This is a genomic window from Nonomuraea sp. NPDC051298 (assembly GCF_055586305.1).
Genome location: NZ_JBVJIM010000006.1, coordinates 247,951 through 265,929 on the forward strand (window position 1 = coordinate 247,951; position 17,979 = coordinate 265,929).

At 71.7% G+C, this 17,979-nt stretch carries 13 protein-coding genes; 9 read left to right on the forward strand and 4 right to left on the reverse strand.

All coding sequences use genetic code 11. The features are described from left to right. Window positions 1-57 precede the first annotated feature (57 nt). A complete protein-coding gene (locus ACZ6S0_RS20710) occupies window positions 58-2,019 on the reverse strand; it encodes a glycosyl hydrolase family 18 protein (RefSeq protein WP_465919881.1) in 1,962 nt (653 codons plus the stop codon). A gap of 319 nt (window positions 2,020-2,338) precedes the next feature. On the opposite strand from ACZ6S0_RS20710, the gene ACZ6S0_RS20715 reads away from it, so the two are divergent. From ACZ6S0_RS20715 to ACZ6S0_RS20745, 7 genes are all read left to right on the forward strand, one after another. Further along, window positions 2,339-2,695, forward strand: coding sequence for a luciferase domain-containing protein (locus ACZ6S0_RS20715; protein WP_465919885.1), 357 nt, complete (start codon window positions 2,339-2,341; stop codon window positions 2,693-2,695). Window positions 2,696-2,884: 189 nt separating this feature from the next. Continuing rightward, window positions 2,885-3,376, forward strand: coding sequence for a hypothetical protein (locus tag ACZ6S0_RS20720; RefSeq protein ID WP_465919887.1), 492 nt, complete (start codon window positions 2,885-2,887; stop codon window positions 3,374-3,376). Between the two features lie 58 nt (window positions 3,377-3,434). After that, window positions 3,435-4,817 (forward strand): hypothetical protein, encoded by a 1,383-nt coding sequence (locus tag ACZ6S0_RS20725; protein ID WP_465919889.1) that lies wholly within the window; start codon window positions 3,435-3,437, stop codon window positions 4,815-4,817. A 5-nt stretch (window positions 4,818-4,822) separates the two neighbouring features. Next, the gene (locus tag ACZ6S0_RS20730) at window positions 4,823-6,163 is read left to right on the forward strand and encodes a VWA domain-containing protein (RefSeq protein ID WP_465919892.1); all 1,341 of its coding nucleotides are present in this window, start codon (window positions 4,823-4,825) and stop codon (window positions 6,161-6,163) included. Window positions 6,164-6,175: 12 nt separating this feature from the next. Next, window positions 6,176-7,291 (forward strand): ATP-binding protein, encoded by a 1,116-nt coding sequence (locus tag ACZ6S0_RS20735; RefSeq protein ID WP_465919895.1) that lies wholly within the window; start codon window positions 6,176-6,178, stop codon window positions 7,289-7,291. Continuing rightward, on the forward strand, window positions 7,288-10,089 hold the full coding sequence (locus ACZ6S0_RS20740) for a DUF5682 family protein (RefSeq protein WP_465919898.1): 2,802 nt from the start codon (window positions 7,288-7,290) through the stop codon (window positions 10,087-10,089). The genes ACZ6S0_RS20735 and ACZ6S0_RS20740 overlap by 4 nt, the downstream gene beginning before the upstream one ends. Window positions 10,090-10,317: 228 nt before the next feature. Then, entirely contained in the window at window positions 10,318-12,861 is a 2,544-nt protein-coding gene (locus ACZ6S0_RS20745; RefSeq protein WP_465919901.1) for a serine/threonine-protein kinase, read from the forward strand. Between the two features lie 237 nt (window positions 12,862-13,098). Here ACZ6S0_RS20745 and ACZ6S0_RS20750 read toward each other — a convergent pair whose 3' ends face one another. The 3 genes from ACZ6S0_RS20750 to ACZ6S0_RS20760 all read right to left on the reverse strand — a co-directional run bounded on the left by ACZ6S0_RS20750 (window position 13,099) and on the right by ACZ6S0_RS20760 (window position 15,913). Continuing rightward, entirely contained in the window at window positions 13,099-14,391 is a 1,293-nt protein-coding gene (locus ACZ6S0_RS20750; RefSeq protein WP_465920315.1) for an MFS transporter, read from the reverse strand. Further along, on the reverse strand, window positions 14,391-14,972 hold the full coding sequence (locus tag ACZ6S0_RS20755) for an ArsR/SmtB family transcription factor (protein WP_465919903.1): 582 nt from the start codon (window positions 14,970-14,972) through the stop codon (window positions 14,391-14,393). Before ACZ6S0_RS20755 ends, ACZ6S0_RS20750 begins: the two co-directional genes overlap by 1 nt. A gap of 98 nt (window positions 14,973-15,070) precedes the next feature. After that, window positions 15,071-15,913, reverse strand: a complete 843-nt coding sequence (locus ACZ6S0_RS20760) for a polysaccharide deacetylase family protein (RefSeq protein ID WP_465919907.1) — start codon at window positions 15,911-15,913, stop codon at window positions 15,071-15,073. Window positions 15,914-16,333: 420 nt separating this feature from the next. Here ACZ6S0_RS20760 and ACZ6S0_RS20765 point away from each other — a divergent pair, with 420 nt between their 5' ends. Together ACZ6S0_RS20765 and ACZ6S0_RS20770 are read left to right on the forward strand one after the other, a co-directional pair. Continuing rightward, window positions 16,334-16,819 (forward strand): RrF2 family transcriptional regulator, encoded by a 486-nt coding sequence (locus tag ACZ6S0_RS20765; RefSeq protein WP_465919910.1) that lies wholly within the window; start codon window positions 16,334-16,336, stop codon window positions 16,817-16,819. Beyond that, entirely contained in the window at window positions 16,816-17,967 is a 1,152-nt protein-coding gene (locus ACZ6S0_RS20770) for an MFS transporter (RefSeq protein WP_465919912.1), read from the forward strand. The genes ACZ6S0_RS20765 and ACZ6S0_RS20770 overlap by 4 nt, the downstream gene beginning before the upstream one ends. The last annotated feature ends 12 nt before the right edge of the window (window positions 17,968-17,979 follow it).

Genomic DNA, 17,979 nt, shown 5'->3' on the forward strand with positions numbered 1-17,979 from the left:
CTTCGTGAGGAAAGGGAAGAGCCGGCCCTCCCCCGGTGGAGGGCCGGCTCTCCGTGATCAGCCCAGGCCGTTCCGCATGGCCGTGAGCAGCTCGGCGTTGGTCGTGTCGCCACTCAGCTCCCAGAAGAACGCGCCGCCGAGGCCCTGGTTCTTCGAGTAGCTCATCTTGCCGCCGATGGTGGCCGGCGTGTCATAGCTCCACCACTGGTTGCCGCAGAACGCGTACGCCGTGCCCCCGACGGTCCCGTTGGACGGGCAGCGCGTCTTGAGCACCTTGTAGTCCTCGATGCCCTGCTCGAACGTCCCCGGCGCCGGACCCGTGGCCGTGCCGCCCGGCGCGGCCTGGGTGACCCCGGTCCAGCCGCGGCCGTAGAAGCCGATGCCGAGCAGCAGCTTGCTGGCCGGGATGCCCTTGCCCTTGAGCTTCTGGATCGCCTGGTCGGAGTGGAAGCCGGCGATCGGGATGGGGACGTAGGAGTTGAGCGGCGAGTGCGGGGCCGTGGGACCCTGCGCCGCCCAGGCGCCGAAGAAGTCGTACGTCATGACGTTGTACCAGTCGACGTACTGCGCCGCGCCCGCGTAGTCGGCCGCGTCGATCTTGCCGCCGTCGGTGCCGTCGGCGGTGATGGCCGAGGTGACCAGGTAGTTCTGGCCGAAGCGGGCGCGCAGCGCCGACATCAGGTTCCTGTACGCCGCCGGGCCGCTGGTGTCGCAGGTCAGGCCGCAGGCGTTCGGGTACTCCCAGTCGATGTCGATGCCGTCGAACACGTCCGCCCAGCGCGGGTCCTCGACCAGCCGGTAGCAGGACTCGGCGAACGCGGTCGGGTTCTGCGCGGCCTGGGTGAAGCCGCCGGACCAGGTCCAGCCGCCGAAGGAGAACAGCACCTTGAGGTTCGGGTACTTCTGCTTGAGCTTGCGGAGCTGGTTGAAGTTGCCGCGCAGGGCGCCGGCGTCCCACGTGTCGGCGACGCCGTCCACGCTCTCGCCGGCCTGGTAGAAGCGGTCGTAGTCGGCGTAGCTGTCGCCGATCGTGCACTGCCCGTTCTGGACGTTGCCGAAGGCGTAGTTGATGTGCGTCAGCTTGGCCGCGGAGCCGCTGGTGTCGATGTTCTTGACGTGGTAGGCGCGCTGGTAGACGCCCCACTGGACGAAGTAGCCCATGACCTTGTTCCCGCCGCCTCCGCCGCCGCCGGTGGTGGTGGCGGTGACGCTGTTGCTGTTGGCGGAGCGGTTTCCGGCGGCGTCGCGGGCGCGGACGGTGTAGGTGTAGGCGGTGTTGGCGCTCAGGCCGGTGTCGGTGTGGGTGGTGCCGGTGACGGTGGTGACGAGGGTTCCGCCGCGGTAGATCTCGTAGCCGGTGACGGCGACGTTGTCGGTGGAGGCGTTCCAGGCGAGGGCGACGCTGTTGTTGGTGACGCCGGTCGAGCGGAGGTTGCCCGGCACGCTGGGCGCGGTGGTGTCGCCTCCGCCGCCGCCGGTGGTGGTGGCGGTGACGCTGTTGCTGTTGGCGGAGCGGTTCGCGGCGGCGTCGCGGGCGCGGACGGTGTAGGTGTAGGCGGTGTTGGCGCTCAGGCCGGTGTCGGTGTGGGTGGTGCCGGTGACGGTGGTGACGAGGGTTCCGCCGCGGTAGACCTCGTAGCCGGTGACGGCGACGTTGTCGGTGGAGGTGTCCCAGGCGAGGGCGACGCTGTTGTTGGTGACGCCGGTGGAGCGGAGGTTACCAGGCACGCTGGGCGCGGTGGTGTCGCCTCCGCCGCCGCCCGCGACCTTCCACAGCGCCGCGACGTTCGGTGGCTCCCAGCCGGGCTGGGAGGTGTGGGTCTGGACGCATTCGTACTCGACGCCGTTGTAGGTGACGCGCGTGCCCGCCGTGTAGGCCGTCCACGGTGCCCAGTCGGCGAAGACGGCCTGTGAGGCGGACGCGGCGAGGGCCACCGGCGGGGCGGTGACGACCGCGGTGAGCGGCAGCACTAAGGCCGCCAGCCCGGCGAGGACCTTGCTCAGGATGGTGTTTCTCATGATGCTCCGACATCCGGTTGGGGGGTGTACAGGGGGTGGGATGTTGGGATGCGCAGGAAACTATTAGTAAAGTTTCCTTTTAATTATGAAACGACCGTAGCTCCAACCAGCGGAACTCGTCAATACGTTGCCCTCAGATCGTCAACCCGCGCGGTCGATCCGAGGGCCGGGGGACGCGCTCTCCGCGCGCCTCGCGCGTACCCCGTGGGCAGGCGGTTCGCCCCGGTCAGGGGGTCGCCGCCGGGCCGGTCGGGACCGGCGGATAACGGTTGCGGAACGGACGCAGACGCGGAGGACGTACGTGGCGCAGCATGGAGGTGTGGCAGGGATTACCGTCCGGCGGCGGACGGCTGAACGGCGGGGGCCCTACGTGGCCCGTGCGGTGGCCGAATTACGGTCGTGGCCCGCGTTGGTGGTGATGGACACCCGGCGAGGCACGGTGGTCGCCGTACGCGGGACCGAGATCCTCAGGTTGACCGGCGCCGCCGAGGTGCAGGTGCGCCTGACCGCTCCCGCGATCGACCGGCTCGGGCCTTACCTGCGCGACTGCGACCAGGTGCACGCGTGCGCGGACCGCGCGTGGGTGGCCGTCCAGGTGGACGCCGAGCCGGACCTGGAGCTGCTGCTCGCGCTGACCAGCGTGGCGATCAAGGCCCACGTCCCGGCCGAGACCTGACCGTCGCCCCAGCACGCGTGGCGTGGGGGTCCGATCGCGCCTGCCTGTGGGCGGGCGGGCGGTTTGATCGTTTGAGGAAGATCTGTCGGTCCCCTCCGGTAAGTTCCCGGATCAATTGATCAACCGGCCGCGAGGCGTGGGCACCCCCGCCCATGCCCGCGAGCTGCCGGGGCGGGAGGTTCTGAGGTCGTGGACGCGGACAACACCGCGTGGGAGCAGCGCAGCGTGGTTCGGGTGGTGCCGCCCGTCGAACCGCGCAAACTGGCCAAAGTGCCGTTCGTGGAGCTGGCCGACGGCCGGCTCCAGGGCGTCGTGTCGAGCGGATCCGACATCGAGCGGGTCTATGTCTCCTCGATCACCGCCGGCACTCACGCGCTGAGCTGCAGCACCAACAACAACAGGCCGTGCGGCGCGCTGCACGGCTACGAGTGCAAGCACATCCGCCTGCTCGCCGACGAGGCCGTCGTCCAGTACGGGCTCGACCGGGTCGCCCGCTACCTGCGGGTCGAGGTGCCTCCGGGTGAGTCCCTGATGGGCCACGTCAACGGCCACGTCGAGCGCACACCGGCGGCGGTCGTGTTCAGCCGGTTCCTGCGGCACCTGGCCTACCTGGAGGTGCCCGACAGCACCGAGCCGCTGACCGAGCTGCACTGGTTCCCGGCGACGGAGGCGGTGCGCTGATGCCCGATCGGCCTGGAGACCGGCCCGCGGGCGGGCTCGACGACAAGGTGGTGTGCTGATGCTCGACGTACAGCTCGGCGAATTGCTCGCCGACGGCCCCACGGGGGTCGGCGCGGCGCTCGACCTGGTGGCGGGGTTCGACCACGCGCTCACCCACGGTTTTGCCCGCGTCACCGAGGAACAGGGCGAGGCCCTCGCCGCCTTCGCGGGTGCGCTGACGGGCAGCCCGATCGGCGAGCGGGTGAGCGAGGCCGTGGCGAAGGTGTCGGCCGGCTCGATCGATGACGAGCACCTGGCGGCGCTGGCCGGCGGCCGGGGCGCGCTGACCGGCGCGGTGCACGACGCCCTGCTCGGCCGTCTCGACGCGGCGCTGGGCCGCACGCGCGCCGCGTGGGAGCCGGTGGACGATGGGGTGGAGGTGGCCGGCAACCTGCTGGCCGGATGCCGGGTCTGGCTGCGCGAGCTGGCCATCGTCGGCTGGCGCGGCGTGGACCACGACCTGGTCTCCTCCGCCGACCGGACGATCGAGGCGTTACTGGCGGTGCCCGAGCTGCGCGGTGCGGCGGTGCTGCTCGACGGGCTGGCGACGGAGCTGCGCGCCTCGTGCCCGGTCGCCACGATGGAACGCGTTCCGGCCCGCAGGTGGGCCGACCTGTGGACGCGCGCCCTGCTGCTGTCCCAGCGCGGGCCCTGGCGGGGCGAGGGCGAGCAGGTGTCGGGGCGGCTGCTCGTCCTGGGCGCCGACGTGCACGAGCACGCCACCGTCGTACGCGTCCAGGTCCACGGCATCCTGGAGCAGGCGGGCGGGCCCGCCAGGCTCGTACGCACGAGCGTGGCCGCCGCCAAGGTCGACACCATCGTCGGCCCGACCGTGTGGCGGTTGTTCGGCGGCCATCCGGCGCTGCTGGCCGCGCTGGCCGGGCACCGCAGCCTGGAGCTGGCCGACATGCCGCTGCTGCCCGGCGGCGACCTGGTGTGGCACGACGACCGGGCGCGCCCCGGCGACGAGGCCGACCCGTTCGCCGTGGCCAGGGTCCAGCTCGGGGGCGCGACGGCGGCGCCGGTGACACCGCTCGATCGCCATCCCGTACGCATCGCCGAGCCCGTGTTCGTCGAGGGCTACAAGACCGACGGCCAGTCGATCGACCTGGGCGGCCACACGCTCAGGCTCGACCTCGACCGGCTGCCGTCCTGCGGCCCGCTCACCCGCGCGCTGGTCAAGTCCTCCACGGCTTGCGTCGGGCTCGTGCGCTGGGACGGCGGCCAGTGGTCCCTGCAGCCGCTCGCGGTGCAGGCGACGGTCAAGAAGCAGCCGGTCGGCGTGCACACCGGTGACTGGGCGCTGGGGCCCACCGACCCCAAGGCGGTCAAGGCCGAGGGCCGGGCCGGGGACGTGGTGGCCGTACTGCGCGAACGGGCGGGACGGCTGCTGCGGAAATGACCGACATGACCGAAGCCACGAAAGCCGCGCAGACCGCGCCGACCGCCGACCAGTCCCCGCAGACGGCCGACCAGACGCGGCGTCAGGTGCTCTACTGGCGCCTGCTGTCCCGGCTGTTCGGCCCCGACGAGCAGCCCGCGCTCGAGACCGCCAGCCTCGGCATCGTCGGCGACCTCGGCCTGCCGCTCGCGCTGCTCGACCCCGGCGTGTCCGTCGACAACCTGGTGCAGCGCTTCCCCGAGCTGGCCGCGGAGTTCGAGGGCCTGATGGCGGAGAGCGAGCACGAGTCCGGCGACGAGGTACGCCGCGCCGCCCTGGTCTCCAAGCTGCTGCTCAACGTGTTCGCCACCGGCACGGGCGACGTCACCGCGACCCAGCTCGAAAGCTGGAAGTCCGACGCCGCCTGGTTCGAGCGCGGCATGGGCTGCGAGCCCGGCGGGCTGCGTCACCGCGTCGGCGACGAAGAGCTGGCCAAGGTCCTCGCGGGCCTGGAGGGCGACCTGGTCAAGCGCATGCACCTGCGCGAGGTGCTCGCCGACCCGGCCCTGGCCAGGCAGCTCACGCCCAGCATGTCGCTCATCGAGCAGCTCCTGCACGACAAGTCCAACCTGTCGGGCGTCGCGCTGGCCAACGCCAAGGCGCTGATCCGCAAGTTCGTCGACGAGGTCGCCGAGGTGCTGCGTACGCAGGTGGAGAAGACCAGCGTGGGCGTCATCGACCGGTCGGTGCCGCCGAAGCGGGTCTTCCGCAACCTCGACATCGAGCGCACGATCTGGAAGAACCTCACCAACTGGAGCCCCGAAGACCAGCGGCTCTACGTCGACCGGCTCTATTACAAGCAGACCGCCCGCCGCACCACCCCGGCCCGCCTGATCGTGGTGGTCGACCAGTCGGGCTCGATGGTAGACGCCATGGTCAACTGCACGATCCTGGCCTCCATCTTCGCGGGGCTGCCGAAGGTCGACGTGCACCTGATCGCCTACGACACCAGGGCACTCGACCTGACCCCGTGGGTGCACGACCCGTTCGAGGTGCTCCTGCGCACCACGCTCGGCGGCGGCACCGACGGCACGGCCGCGATGGCGCTGGCCCGGCCGAAGATCGCCGATCCGCGCAACACCGTGATGGTGTGGATCTCCGACTTCTACGACAACCGTTCGCTGATCAACGACTTCGAGGCGATCCACCGCTCGGGGGTCAAGTACATCCCCGTCGGCTCCATCAACAGCTCCGGCCACCAGAGCGTCGACCCGTGGTACCGCCAGAAGCTGAAGGACCTGGGCACTCCCGTGATCTCGGGTCACATCCGCAAGCTCGTCTTCGAGCTCAAGAACTTCCTCACCTAGGAGAACGCGACAATGAGTGACGACATGCTGCGCGCACCCGCAGAGGCCAAATTCGCCGAGGAGCTCGACTACCTCGAGTCCATCGACGACGGCCCCAAGCCGTTCTCGTGGCGTCTGAGCCCCCGCATGATCCGCGTGTTCATCCTCGGCTCCGAGCGTTCCGACGGGCTCGACAGGGAGATCCCGCAGAAGTGGTTCGGCGACCGCAGCTTCGTCGAGCGCAGCATCGTGACCCTGGCCTCCGACCGGGGCCTGCTGCTGATCGGTGACCCCGGCACCGGCAAGAGCTGGCTGGCCGAGCTGCTGGCCGCGGCCATCTGCCGCAACTCCACGCTCGTGGTGCAGGGCACCGCCGGCACCACAGAAGACCACATCAAATACTCCTGGAACGTCTCCATGGTCATCGCCAAGGGCCAGTCGCGCCAGTCGATGATCCCCTCGCCGATCATGACGGCGATGGAGCGGGGCGTGATCGGCCGCTTCGAGGAGCTGACCCGCTCGACCAGCGACGTCCAGGACGCGCTCATCTCCATCCTGTCGGAGAAGTACGTCTCCATCCCCGAGCTCGACGACGACAACATCGTCTTCGCCCAGCCCGGCTTCTCCATCATCGCCACCGCCAACAGCCGCGACCGGGGCGTCAACGACCTGTCGTCGGCGCTCAAGCGGCGCTTCAACTTCGTCCGCATCCCGGTGGTGACGAACAAGAAGAGCGAGGCGGAGATCGTCCGCTTCCGTACCGAGGAGCTGCTGCGCAGGCACAGGATCGAGCTGGACCTGCCGCCCACGCTGCTCGACATCCTGCTGCAGAGCTTCGCCGACCTGCGCTCGGCGGCGGCCTCGGCCACCAGCGACGACGACAAGCTCGAGTCGGCGCTGTCCACGGCCGAGCAGATCGGCGTGCTGGAAGACGCCATCCTGCACAGCCACTTCTTCGGCGACCGCGTGCTGCGCGCGCAGACGCTCGCCGGCTCGCTGGTCGGCTCGCTGGCCCGGCGCAGCCCAGAAGACCTGGCGATACTCAACAAGTACTGGCACGGCGTCGTCGAGCCCCGCAGCAAGAAGGACGGCGGGGAGTGGCCGGAGTTCCTCGAGGGCGGCCGCGAGGCCATCGCCACGCTCTCATGATCGACCAGACGAGCCCCTTCGGCTCGCTCCGCGAGCAGCTCCTCGGCGCGGCCGAGCAGTTCGCCGACGGCCCCGTCGCCGTCTCCGGCATCCTGTCGGGCCTGGTCGACGACGTCGACCGGGCGCTGCGCGAGGAGCTGGAGATCTTCCCGGTCTGCCACCACTCGCCGGCCTCGGCGCTGGCGATGGTGCGCAGGCTGCGTGAGAAGCAGCCGAAGGTCATCTACCTGGAGCTGTGCGAAGACCTGCGGCCGCTGCTGACCGAGCTGCGCAACTGCCGCCTGCCGGTGGCCGTGCAGGCGTTCGCCACCGACCTCGACGGCTTCCCCAAGTCGCTGGCGCCGCTCAGCGTGGTCGCACCCATCACCGAGGCGTCGGCCGAATATCAGGCCATCTCCTACGCGCTCGACACCCCGGGCGTCGAGCTGGTGCTGGTCGACCGCTCGACCGACCACGTCTTCCAGTGGGCCCCGAAGGAGGAGCAGGAGCCCCAGGCGGCGGGGGAGAAGGAGGAGGCGGGTCTGCACGGCGACGCCGTCGGCGTCGAGATCGGCGACCTGCGTCCCCGCTTCGCCGAGCTGGAGGAGCACCTGCTGCACCACGGCAAGGTGCGCCACTGGTCGGAGTGGTGGGACCAGTACGTCGAGCAGCCCCTGTCGGACGCGGACTACGACACCTACCGCCAGGTCATGGTGCTGATCGGCAGCCTGTTCCGGCGGCTGGGGCCGGGCGGCGGCCGGCTGGCCGTCGACGAGGAACGCGAGCGCTACATGTGGACCAGGATGCGCGAGCACCTGGCCGCCTCCGGCGCCGACCCCGCCGACTGCCTCTACGTGTGCGGGGCCTTCCACACCGCCAGCCACGTCGAGCAGTTCGGCCTGGCGTCCACGGCCACCTACGAGATCAGCCCACGCACCGGCACCAAATGGCTGTACGGCCTCATCCCCTCCAGTCACTCGGCCATCGAGGCGCAGTTCGGGCTGGCCTCGGGCTCGGTGTCGATCGCGGCGGCCACCTGGGCGAAGGCGCTCACGCGCGGCAGGCTGACCCCGTTCCAGCTCGCCGGGCAGAAGGGCGCGCGCAAGCGCACCGCCAAGCTGCCCGCGCCCGCGCCGCAGGGCGAGGTGGCCGACAAGCTGACCGGGTACCTGTCCAGGCCGCCCGCCCTCGACTCGCTCGACGAGGCCGAACTGCTCGACTGGTCGGTCGACATCGTCCGGCTGGCCCGCCGCAACGGCTACCTCGCCAGCACCGCCGACGCGATCGCGGTCTACGAGACGTCGATCCTGCTCGCGGGCATGCGCAACCGCGCCAGGCCCACCCCGTACGACTTCCAGGACGCCGCCGTCACCTGCATCGAGAAGGACGTCGTGCCGGGCAGGCGCGACGTGCGGCGGCTGTGCGAGATCCTGCTCGGCGGCGACCGGGTCGGCGAGGTCGGCTACGACGCGATGCCGCCGCTGGCCAGAGACGTCTACGACCGGCTCGCGCCGCTCGGGCTCGACCTGGACAAGCGGACGATCCAGCGAGCCCTGCTCAACCTCAACGCCGAGCCCGAGCTGGTGCCCTGCTCCGACCTGCTGTGGATGCTGCGCTACCTGCTGCCGTCCGACGCGGTGCGGCCCATCATGGGGGAGCGCCGGCTGGGCGAACGCTCGATCCAGGAGAGCTGGGACCTTTCGTTCGGGAAACACCAGCGCTCGATCATCGAGCTGGGCTACGAGGGCGTCACCATCGAGCAGGTGGTGGAGCAGCGGCTGCGGCGCTCGGTGTGGGACCAGAAGGCGACCGCGGCCGTCGCGCTCGCGGCCGTCGAGGACGCGGTGCTGTTCCTGGGCAGCCGCCGCTTCGCCGACGAGCTGGGCGCGCGGGCCGTGGAGCTGCTCGCGGCCGAGCGCACCGTGGACGACGCGCCGGAGGTGCTGCGCCGGATCCGGCGGCTGCTGGCCCACTACCGGGCCACGGAGCCGGAGCTGCCGGCCTGGTGCGAGGCGTTCGTGACCGCCGGTTACGCCCACTACTGCACGTTGCTGCCGACGGCGTTCGTCGACGACGACACCGGCGTGCGGCAGGTCGGGGCCATGCTGGGGTTCCTGTTCTCGATGGAGAGCCTGGCGCTGGCGCTCGGCTGCGACCGGGCCCAGCTCGAACTGGCGGTGCAGCAGTCGCACCCGGAGACCCCGGCCAAGGTCGCGCTGCTGTGGGCGGCCCACCACCAGCTCGGGCTGCTGCCGCTGGCCACGCTGCGGGAGCGCTGCGACGAACTGCTCGCCAACCCGCTGGTCATCCCGTCGTTCCCGCAGTACATCAGCGGGTTCATGCAGGCCATCGAGCCGGTGCCGGCGTTGTCCGGGTTCGTGGTGGAGGTGATCTCCAAGGCGTTCGGACGGCTGCCCGACAGCGTGCTGCTGCCATGGCTGCCCAAGCTGATCACCACGCTGCGTGACGGGGGCGGGGAGCTGGTGCCCGTGCTCGTACGCGAGGCGGGGCGTACGTTCCCCGGGTCGTTGACGGCGGTGGACGCCTGGGTGCCGCCGTGGACCCCGCGCTCGAAGCCCGCCGCCGCCACGGCGCCCTCGGCGTTCGGCTCCTCGGCGTCCGGGTCCGTGGCCTCCGGGCCGGTGCCCGAGCTGCTGCTGGCGCATCCGGACGCCTGCGACGCGGTGGCCGGGCTGCTCGGGTGCGAGGGGGAGTGGCGTACGGCGGGGGCCGGTGGCGGAGCGGGCCATCCGGAGGTGGGCGCGCTGCTGGCCGCGCATCCCGAACCGGTGCTGGCGGTGGCCGGCCTGCTGGGCTGAGCACCGCGGCGACCCGCTGCCCGCTCCGGGGCGGCGGGTCGCCGTCGTGCCCTGTACCGGGGAGCGCTCGGGAGATGAAGAACCGGGAAACGACTGATGACCTCTCGTCGGCCATTCCCCTGGAAAACGGTCAGGAGCACCAATATCGCTTTTCCGGGTAATCCGGTGGGCCGCGCCGAATCGTAGTATCCGTGCAGGCGCGTGCTGAGGTTGGTGAATGGGGTGGGCATGTCACGTCCGCGGCCGGAAGAGGACCTCGGGCGGATCGCCGGATACCGGCTCGCCGGGTCACTCGGAGAGGGCGGGCAGGGGGCGGTCTACCTGGGCTTCAACCCGTCCGGCGACCAGGTCGCGATCAAGGTGCTGCACGCCAGGATGTCGTCCGACCCCGAGGCCCGCCGCAGGTTCTTCCGGCAGGTCGAGCTGGCGCGCCGGGTCGCCCCCTTCTGCACGGCCCGGGTGCTGGACATGGGGATGTACGACGATCGGCCGTACATCGTGAGCGAATACGTACGCGGCGACTCCCTGGAACGCGTCGTCCGGCAGGACGGGCCCAGGACCGGCGGCGGTCTGGAGCGGCTCGCGGTGGCCACCGCGACCGCGCTGGCCGCGATCCACCGCGCCGGAGTCGTGCACCGCGACCTCAAGCCGGGCAACGTCATCCTCGGGCCGGAGGGGCCGGTCGTGATCGACTTCGGCATCTCCCGCGCCCTCGACCACACCGTCACCCAGACCGGGGCGGTCGGCACACCCGGGTACATGGCACCCGAACAGGTCAGCATGGAATCGGTGGGCCCGCCGGCGGACGTGTTCAGTTGGGCCGCCACCATGGTGTTCGCCGCGACGGGGCGGCGGGCGTTCGCGGGCGACTCGGTGGCGGCGGTGCTGCGGTCACTCCTGTACGACGAGCCGGACGTGACGGGGGTGCCGGACTCACTCCGGCCGCTGGTGGTGACCTGCCTCGCCAAGGACCCGGCGCTCCGGCCCACAGCCGACACCCTGGTCCGCACCCTGACCGGCACCACCACCCCACCCCTCGACCCCGCACCCCTCGACCCCGCGCCCCTCAACCCCACGCCCCTCAACCCCACGCCAGTCGGCCCCGCTGCGCTCGGCCCCACGCGCCTGGACCCTCCGCCTGTGGACCCGCCGCCCCTCGACCTGCCGCCCCTGGACCCGCCGCACTTCGGCCCTGCGGCGCTCGGCCCCGCGCCGCTCGATCCGCCGCCCCTGGACCCGCCACCCCTCGACCCCGCGCCCGCGCCTTCGCCCACCTCCCCGCTCGCCTCCCTGCCCAGCTCCCGGCCTGCCTCCTCGCCCACGGCCGCGCCGTCGCCGACAGTGCCGCTCACGGTCTCCGCGTCCGTCACCAGACCTGATCCCGTCTCTGAGCAGCCGCCCGCCTCGGTGCCGCTCGCTTCTGGGCAGCCGCCCGTGCCTGCGTCTGCGGCGCTGCCTCCGGGCGGGCCCGTGGCGGGGGCGGCCAGGGGCGAGGGCCCGTCGCCGGGCTTGGCGGGCTCGCCGGGCTCGGCGGGGTCATCGGGCTTGGCGGGCTCGTCGGGTTCCTCAGGTTCGTCGGGTTCATCTGGATTGTTGGGGGAGGCCACGGCTGCGGTGGTGCCGCCCGAGGTGTCCTTCTCCGTGACGCCGTCCACGCTGGAGCCGTCCCGGCGGGCGCGGGTGCCGCGGCGGGCGGTGCTGGCGGTCGGGGTGGCGGTCTGCACCGGGGCCGCGGTGCTGGCGGTGGCGATGTGGCCGCGCGCGACGGAGCCGGGGCCCGCCTCCTCCGGTGCCGCCACGTCGCCTATCGCGTCGCCCAGCACCTCGCCCGGTACGCAGGCCGGGCCGCCGCTGGCGGGTCACACCAATGACGTACGCGCAGTGGCCATGGGCACGCTCGACGGTGTGCCCATCGCCCTGACCGGCTCGGACGACGAGACCGCCCGCGTGTGGGACCTGCGTACCTCACGGCAGATCGGCTCCCCGCTCACCGGCCACACGGAATGGGTCAGGTCGGTCGCCCTCGACCAGCTCGACGGTACGCCGATCGCCGTCACGGCGAGCGACGACGACACCGTCCGCGTATGGGACCTGCGTACCGGCCGGGCCCGCGTCCTGACCGGCCACACCGGAGACGTCAAGTCGGTGGCCACCACCCGGATAGGCGACCGGCACGTCGCCGTGACCGCCTCCACCGACGGTACGGCCCGGGTGTGGGACCTGCGGACCGGCGAACAGCACGGAGACCCGCTGTCCGGCCACGACGGGCCGGTGTGGGCGGTGGCGGCCGGGCAGGTCGGCGGCCGGGCCGTCGCGGTCACCACGGGGGACGACCAGACCGTACGGGTCTGGGACCTGGCCTCCGGCGACCAGCTCGGCGCACCGATGACCGGGCATGCCGGATGGGTGCGTTCGGTGGCGCTCGGAAACCTGGACGGCGTGCCGGTGGCGATCACCGGCGGCGAGGACACGACGGCGCGGGTGTGGAACCTGAACACCCGCAAGCCCTTCGGAGCCCCGCTCACCGGGCACGCGGGTCCCGTGTGGTCGGTGGCGGTCAGCAGCCTGGGCGACGTCCCGGTGGTGGTGACGGGCAGCGAGGACAAGACGGCCCGGGTCTGGGACCTGCGGACCAGGAAGCTGCTCGGGGTGCCGTTCACGGGTCACGACGACTGCGTCTGGTCGGTGGCCACCGGCCTCCTCGACGGCCGCCCGGTCGCTCTCAGCGCCAGCCGCGACCAGTCCGCCCGCATCTGGCCCCTGACCCGCTGACCGACCTGCGCCGACCCACTCGCGCCTGACCTGCTCCGCACCAGACAGGAGCGGCCCCGCCGGCCCGGGATGTCGGCCTGCGTGAAAGGGCCCCACGAGCCGCCATGTGACGTTTCAGCAGGTGAGAAGGGATGTTTGACCGGGATCTCGGGTGATCGGGCAAGGGATTTGGAAGCGGCCGACGTCGCGGCGGGTGAGGACGACCTCCACTGCGCCCTGCCTGTGTCAGAGGTGCGGCTACCCGCTCCCGTTCACGTCAGCGCGTTGCCTTGGGGATGCCGCGGCGTGAGCGCCCTGGCCTCGCCGCCGATCCATCTCTCGCCACTCCGGTCGCAGCCCGGCCAGGTTCGTGGTGAGGGCGTAGGCGCCCCCGCAGGCCAGCAGCACCGGCGCCAGTCCTGCTGCCGCCACCGCCGCTCCGGCCAGAAGCCCACCCAGAGGGATCCCGGCCCAGGCCAACGCGTCCTGGAGGGCGTTGACCCGGCCGAACAGGCGCTGCGGAACCCGCTCGTAGGAGACCGTGCCCAGGATCGGGTTGAGGAACCCGCCGCTGAACCCGCTCATCGCGAACACCGCCACCACTGCCCACACGGGCGCGTCCACCGCCAGAACGAGGAACCGCGGTGGGCCGGCCAGCAGGAAGGCCACGAAGAACGTCGGCCGGCGTCGCATCCGGTGCGCCACCATCGCCGCGACCAGGCTGCCGCCGGCCGCGGTCAGCCCCATCACGCTGCTGTTGAGTCCGAGCACGACGGGACCGTGACCCGACTCCTTGGCCCAGACCGGCGCGAGCACCTGGGTGAAGGCCGCATCCAGCAGGTTGGTGACGCCGACCATGACGACCACGGCGAGCAGCAGCCGGTCGCCGCGCAGGAACGCCAGGCCGTGGGCGAACCGCCGCCAGTACCCCTCATCCTCGTCCTCGCCCTGACCTGGCGCGCGGTACCCCATGCCACGTGGCAGCGCCCACGCCACGACCACGGAGCCGAGTACGAAGCAGGCGGCGCTGATGCCCAGGCCCGTCAGCGGCCCGAGCACCGCCACCACCGCGCCGCCCGCCGCGGGCCCCGCCATCTGGGCCAGCCGCTCGGTCACGCCCATCAGTCCTGTGGCCCGCTCCAGCGGCACCCGCCCGCGCTCGGCCGCCTCAGGCACCATGATCTCCTTGGCCAGGTCCCCAGGCCCGCGTGCCGCGCCGATCACCGCGACCAGAGCGATGAGCGCGCCCAGCGGCAGCAGGTCCAGCGCGTGCAGGACGACCACGGCTCCGGCCGCCGCGGCGCTCACGACGTCGGCCGCCCACGAGATCCGGCGCGGCCCCGCCCGGTCCACCAGTGGCCCCATCAGCGCCTTGACCAGCACGTACGGTGCCATCTCCGCGAACGCCACCACCCCGGTCTGCACCGCGCTCCCGGTGGTCGTCAGCACGAACCAGGGCAGCGCGATGGCGGAGACCCGTGTCCCGGTCAACGCCAGCGCCATGGCCGCGAGCACGCCGGCCATCGGACGTAACGACCCGCGCGCCCTCATCACGAACCCTCCGGAAGTTCGGGCAGGACCGTCGTGATCAGCAAGACGCGTATCGCGTCCTCCGGCGCAGCCTCACCTGGCAGGTCGCGCCGATAGCGCGCAATGACCTCGCTCAACTCTTCGCGCAACCGAAGGCTTTCCTGCAAGGTGAGCCGCAGCGGGAAGGAGCTGAGGTCGAGGACGCGCCGCCATTCCTTCGGCATGGTCTGCATTTCGTTCAGCGCCTGCTGGGTGCGCAGGTTGTACAGGGCGGCCACCGACTGCATGTAGGCCAGCACCGCCTCCGGCTCCCGTTCGGACAGCTCGTCACCGGTCAGCCGGGTGCGCTGGTGGACCGAGCGCCACCAGCGCTCACGGGCGTTGCCGCGTTCGGCGTCCTCCTCCACGAAGCCCGCCGCTCCGAGCCTGCGCAGGTGGTAGCTGGCCGTGCCCGAATTCACCCCCAGCCGCTCCGCCAGCCGGGTGGCGGTGGACGGGCCGTGTTTGCGCAGCAGCTCCAGCAGTTGCACCCGTACCGGGTGCGCCAGCGCCCGCAACCCCTTGGCATCGAGGACGACCACGCTCTCCTGAGAATCCGTCATGCCTCGAAGACTAAACCGCAAACAGTTCTTCGCAAACGGTTATTCGCGAAGAACTGTTTGCAATTCGTCCCCGCTCGGGTTTGGATCACGCCCGCCGATCAGGTCAGGCTGTGCAGACCGCCGGTGTGGACGATCCTCGGCGGCTTGCCGCCGAAGAGGCGGCTGACCGTGACGAACGTGTAGCCGCGCTTGGACAGGGTCCTCAGCACGCGCGGTATGGCCCGTACCGTCGAGGGGTGGATGTCGTGGAACAGGATGATGCTGCCGGGGCGTACTGATGCGATCGTCTTGCGGGCCACCTTGGCGCTGCTGCGGTGGCGCCAGTCGAGGGTGTCCACGCTCCACAGCACCATGGGTCGCTTGGTCTGCCTGCGTACGGACGCGTTGAGCGCTCCGTACGGCGGGCGGACGAGCTTCGGCGTGACCCCGATGGCCGCCTTGACCGCCCGGTCGGTGCGAGCGAGCTGGTAACGCACTCGCGCGGGTGACAGCCTCGTGAGGTCGGGATGTGACCAGGTGTGGCTGCCGATCTCGTGCCCGGCCCGGTACGCCCTGCGCACCACATCGGGCCGGGCCACCACGTTCCGGCCCACGACGAAGAACGTCGCCTTCGCCCGGTAGGCCGCCAGATGGCGCAACAACGCGTCCGTGTACGGTCCCGGCCCGTCGTCGAACGTGAGCGCCACGCACTTGGCCCGACGGCAGTCGACCGGTCTGCCCCCGACGACGCTCACCGCGCCCGCCGCGCCGACCAACTGCTCGTCGTTCCCGGCCGAACCGGCCGCGTTCACCGTGGTGAACGGTGGCTCGTGCGGTGCCGCCGGTAACGCGCGAGGAGAGGTCTCCGCTGCGGTGGCTCGTGCCGTCCCGGTGCCGGTGCTGTTGCCGGTACTGGGAGCGAGGTGGCCGGTGCCGCACGCGGCCGTCACCAGAACGGCCATGGCGAGGACCCCCGCCGTTCCCCGCGTCGCCCCTGCCCGCGCAGGCCGCCGGGAACTCGGGCCGATGATCATGCGTCCCCCCTTGCGCACCGCCCCCGGTGCATCCCCCTCGCGCACCGGCCCCGGTGCGTCTCCTGAGCGACGGTCCGGCGATGTGCAGGACCGTTCCAGGGGGTTGGACTACTGTCGCTCGCCCATGGTTCACGGGAGATCGCTATTCGGATGAACCCTTACCAAAGGGGTTAGACGTGGCCGACCTTGCGCCGCCCTTGCCGGTTGCGGCGCTGCCAGGGCGAGTTCGCGCGGTGGATGCCGCACGGTGATCGTGACGGTGACGCGTCCGAAGCTCGCCGTCTCCGGATGCCGACCGCGTACATGCGGGAGGCAAAGCGAGAAATCGGGACCTGTAGTATCCCGGTTATGCGGATGGGGGAGAGCGTCGAGTGGGGTCTGCACTGTTGTGTGACCCTGGGGTGGCTGGCCGATCGGGGGCCGGTGCCGATCCGGCGGCTGGCCGCCTGGTTCGACCTTCCGCAGGAGTACCTGAAGAAGCGACTGCAGCCGCTCGCCCGAGCGGGGATCCTGGAGTCCAGTCCTGGGGTGCGCGGGGGCTGGTCGCTGGCCCGGTCACCGGAGGAGATCACGGTGATGGACGTCGTCACCGCCTTGGAAGGTGCCGTCGAGCCGTTCCGCTGCGCCGAGATCCGGCAGCGGGGGGTGGGGGCGCGTGGCGCCGGTTCGGAGTTCGACCGTCCCTGCGGCGTGGCCACCGTGATGCGCCGCGCCGAGTTGGCCTGGCGACGCGAACTGGCCGCCCACACCATCGCCGGGCTGATGGCCGGCCCGGAGAAGGCGGAGCGCACCCGCCGCAACTACGAACGCATGATCGCCTCCATCGTCGAATGACCGACCAGCTCCGGCGGACTCTGGTTCTCGCTCTCGGCACCTTCGCCGTCGGTACCGACGCCTACGTGGTGGCCGGTTTCCTCCCCGCGATGGCGAGTTCACTGAACGTGTCGACGGCGACGGCGGGGCAGTCGGCGACCGTCTTCGCGATCGCCTACGCCGTCCTGTCGCCGATTCTGGCCACGGTCCTGGCCCGAGTGCCGAGACGCGGGCTGCTGGTCGGTGCTCTGGTCGTGCTGGCGCTGGCCAATCTGGGGACGGCGCTGGCGCCCGACTTCACCGTGCTGATGGTCACGCGCGTGCTGGCCGCGTTCGGCGCGGCCGCCTTCACCCCGAACGCCGGCGCGGTCGCCGTGTCGCTGGCCGCGCCCGCCCACCGCGCCCGCGCCCTGGCCGTGGTGATCGGTGGCCTGACCGTCGCCACCGCGTTGGGCGTCCCGCTGGGCAACCTGGCCGACAAACTCCTCGACTGGCGGGCCGCACTCGGGTCGGTGGCCGTGTTGTGCGCGGTGTGCGCCGTGGGGACGCTCGCCGCGATGCCCGCCCTGCCCGGCAGCCCCGCGATCTCGCTGCGGGCCAGGCTGGCCGCGCTGGGCCGCCCCGGTGTCCTCGCCCTGCTGCCCCTCACCGTGCTGGGCATGACCGCGAGCTACGGCCTGTACGCCTTCGCCGTCCCCATCCTGCACGCCCTGGGCGCCACCGGCCCGGCCGAAGCCTGGCTGCTCTTCCTGTACGGCGTGGGCGCCGTCGCCGGCAACCTGGTGGCGGGCTCACGGGTGGACCGGCACGGCCCGGTCCCGGTGCAGGCCGTCGGGTTCGGCGCGCTCGCGGTGACGTTGACCGCGTTCACCTGGGCGGCGGCCACCGGCACGGACCTGCTCGCGCTGACCGCCGTGCTGATGATCGCCTGGGGCGCGACCACCTGGTTCCAGACCCCGGCCCAGCAGGTACGGCTCATCCGCGCGGCCCCCCAGGAGACCGCCGTGGTGGTCGGCCTGAACTCCTCGGCCCTGTACGCCGGGATCGGCCTGGGCACCGTACTCGGCGGCGCCCTGCTCCCGGTCGGCGTCCCCGTGGCGCTCGGCGCCTGCGCGGCGATGGCCCTGCTCTGCCTGCCCTACCTGGGCCTGACCCGCCGTCACCGCTGACAGGGAAAAGAC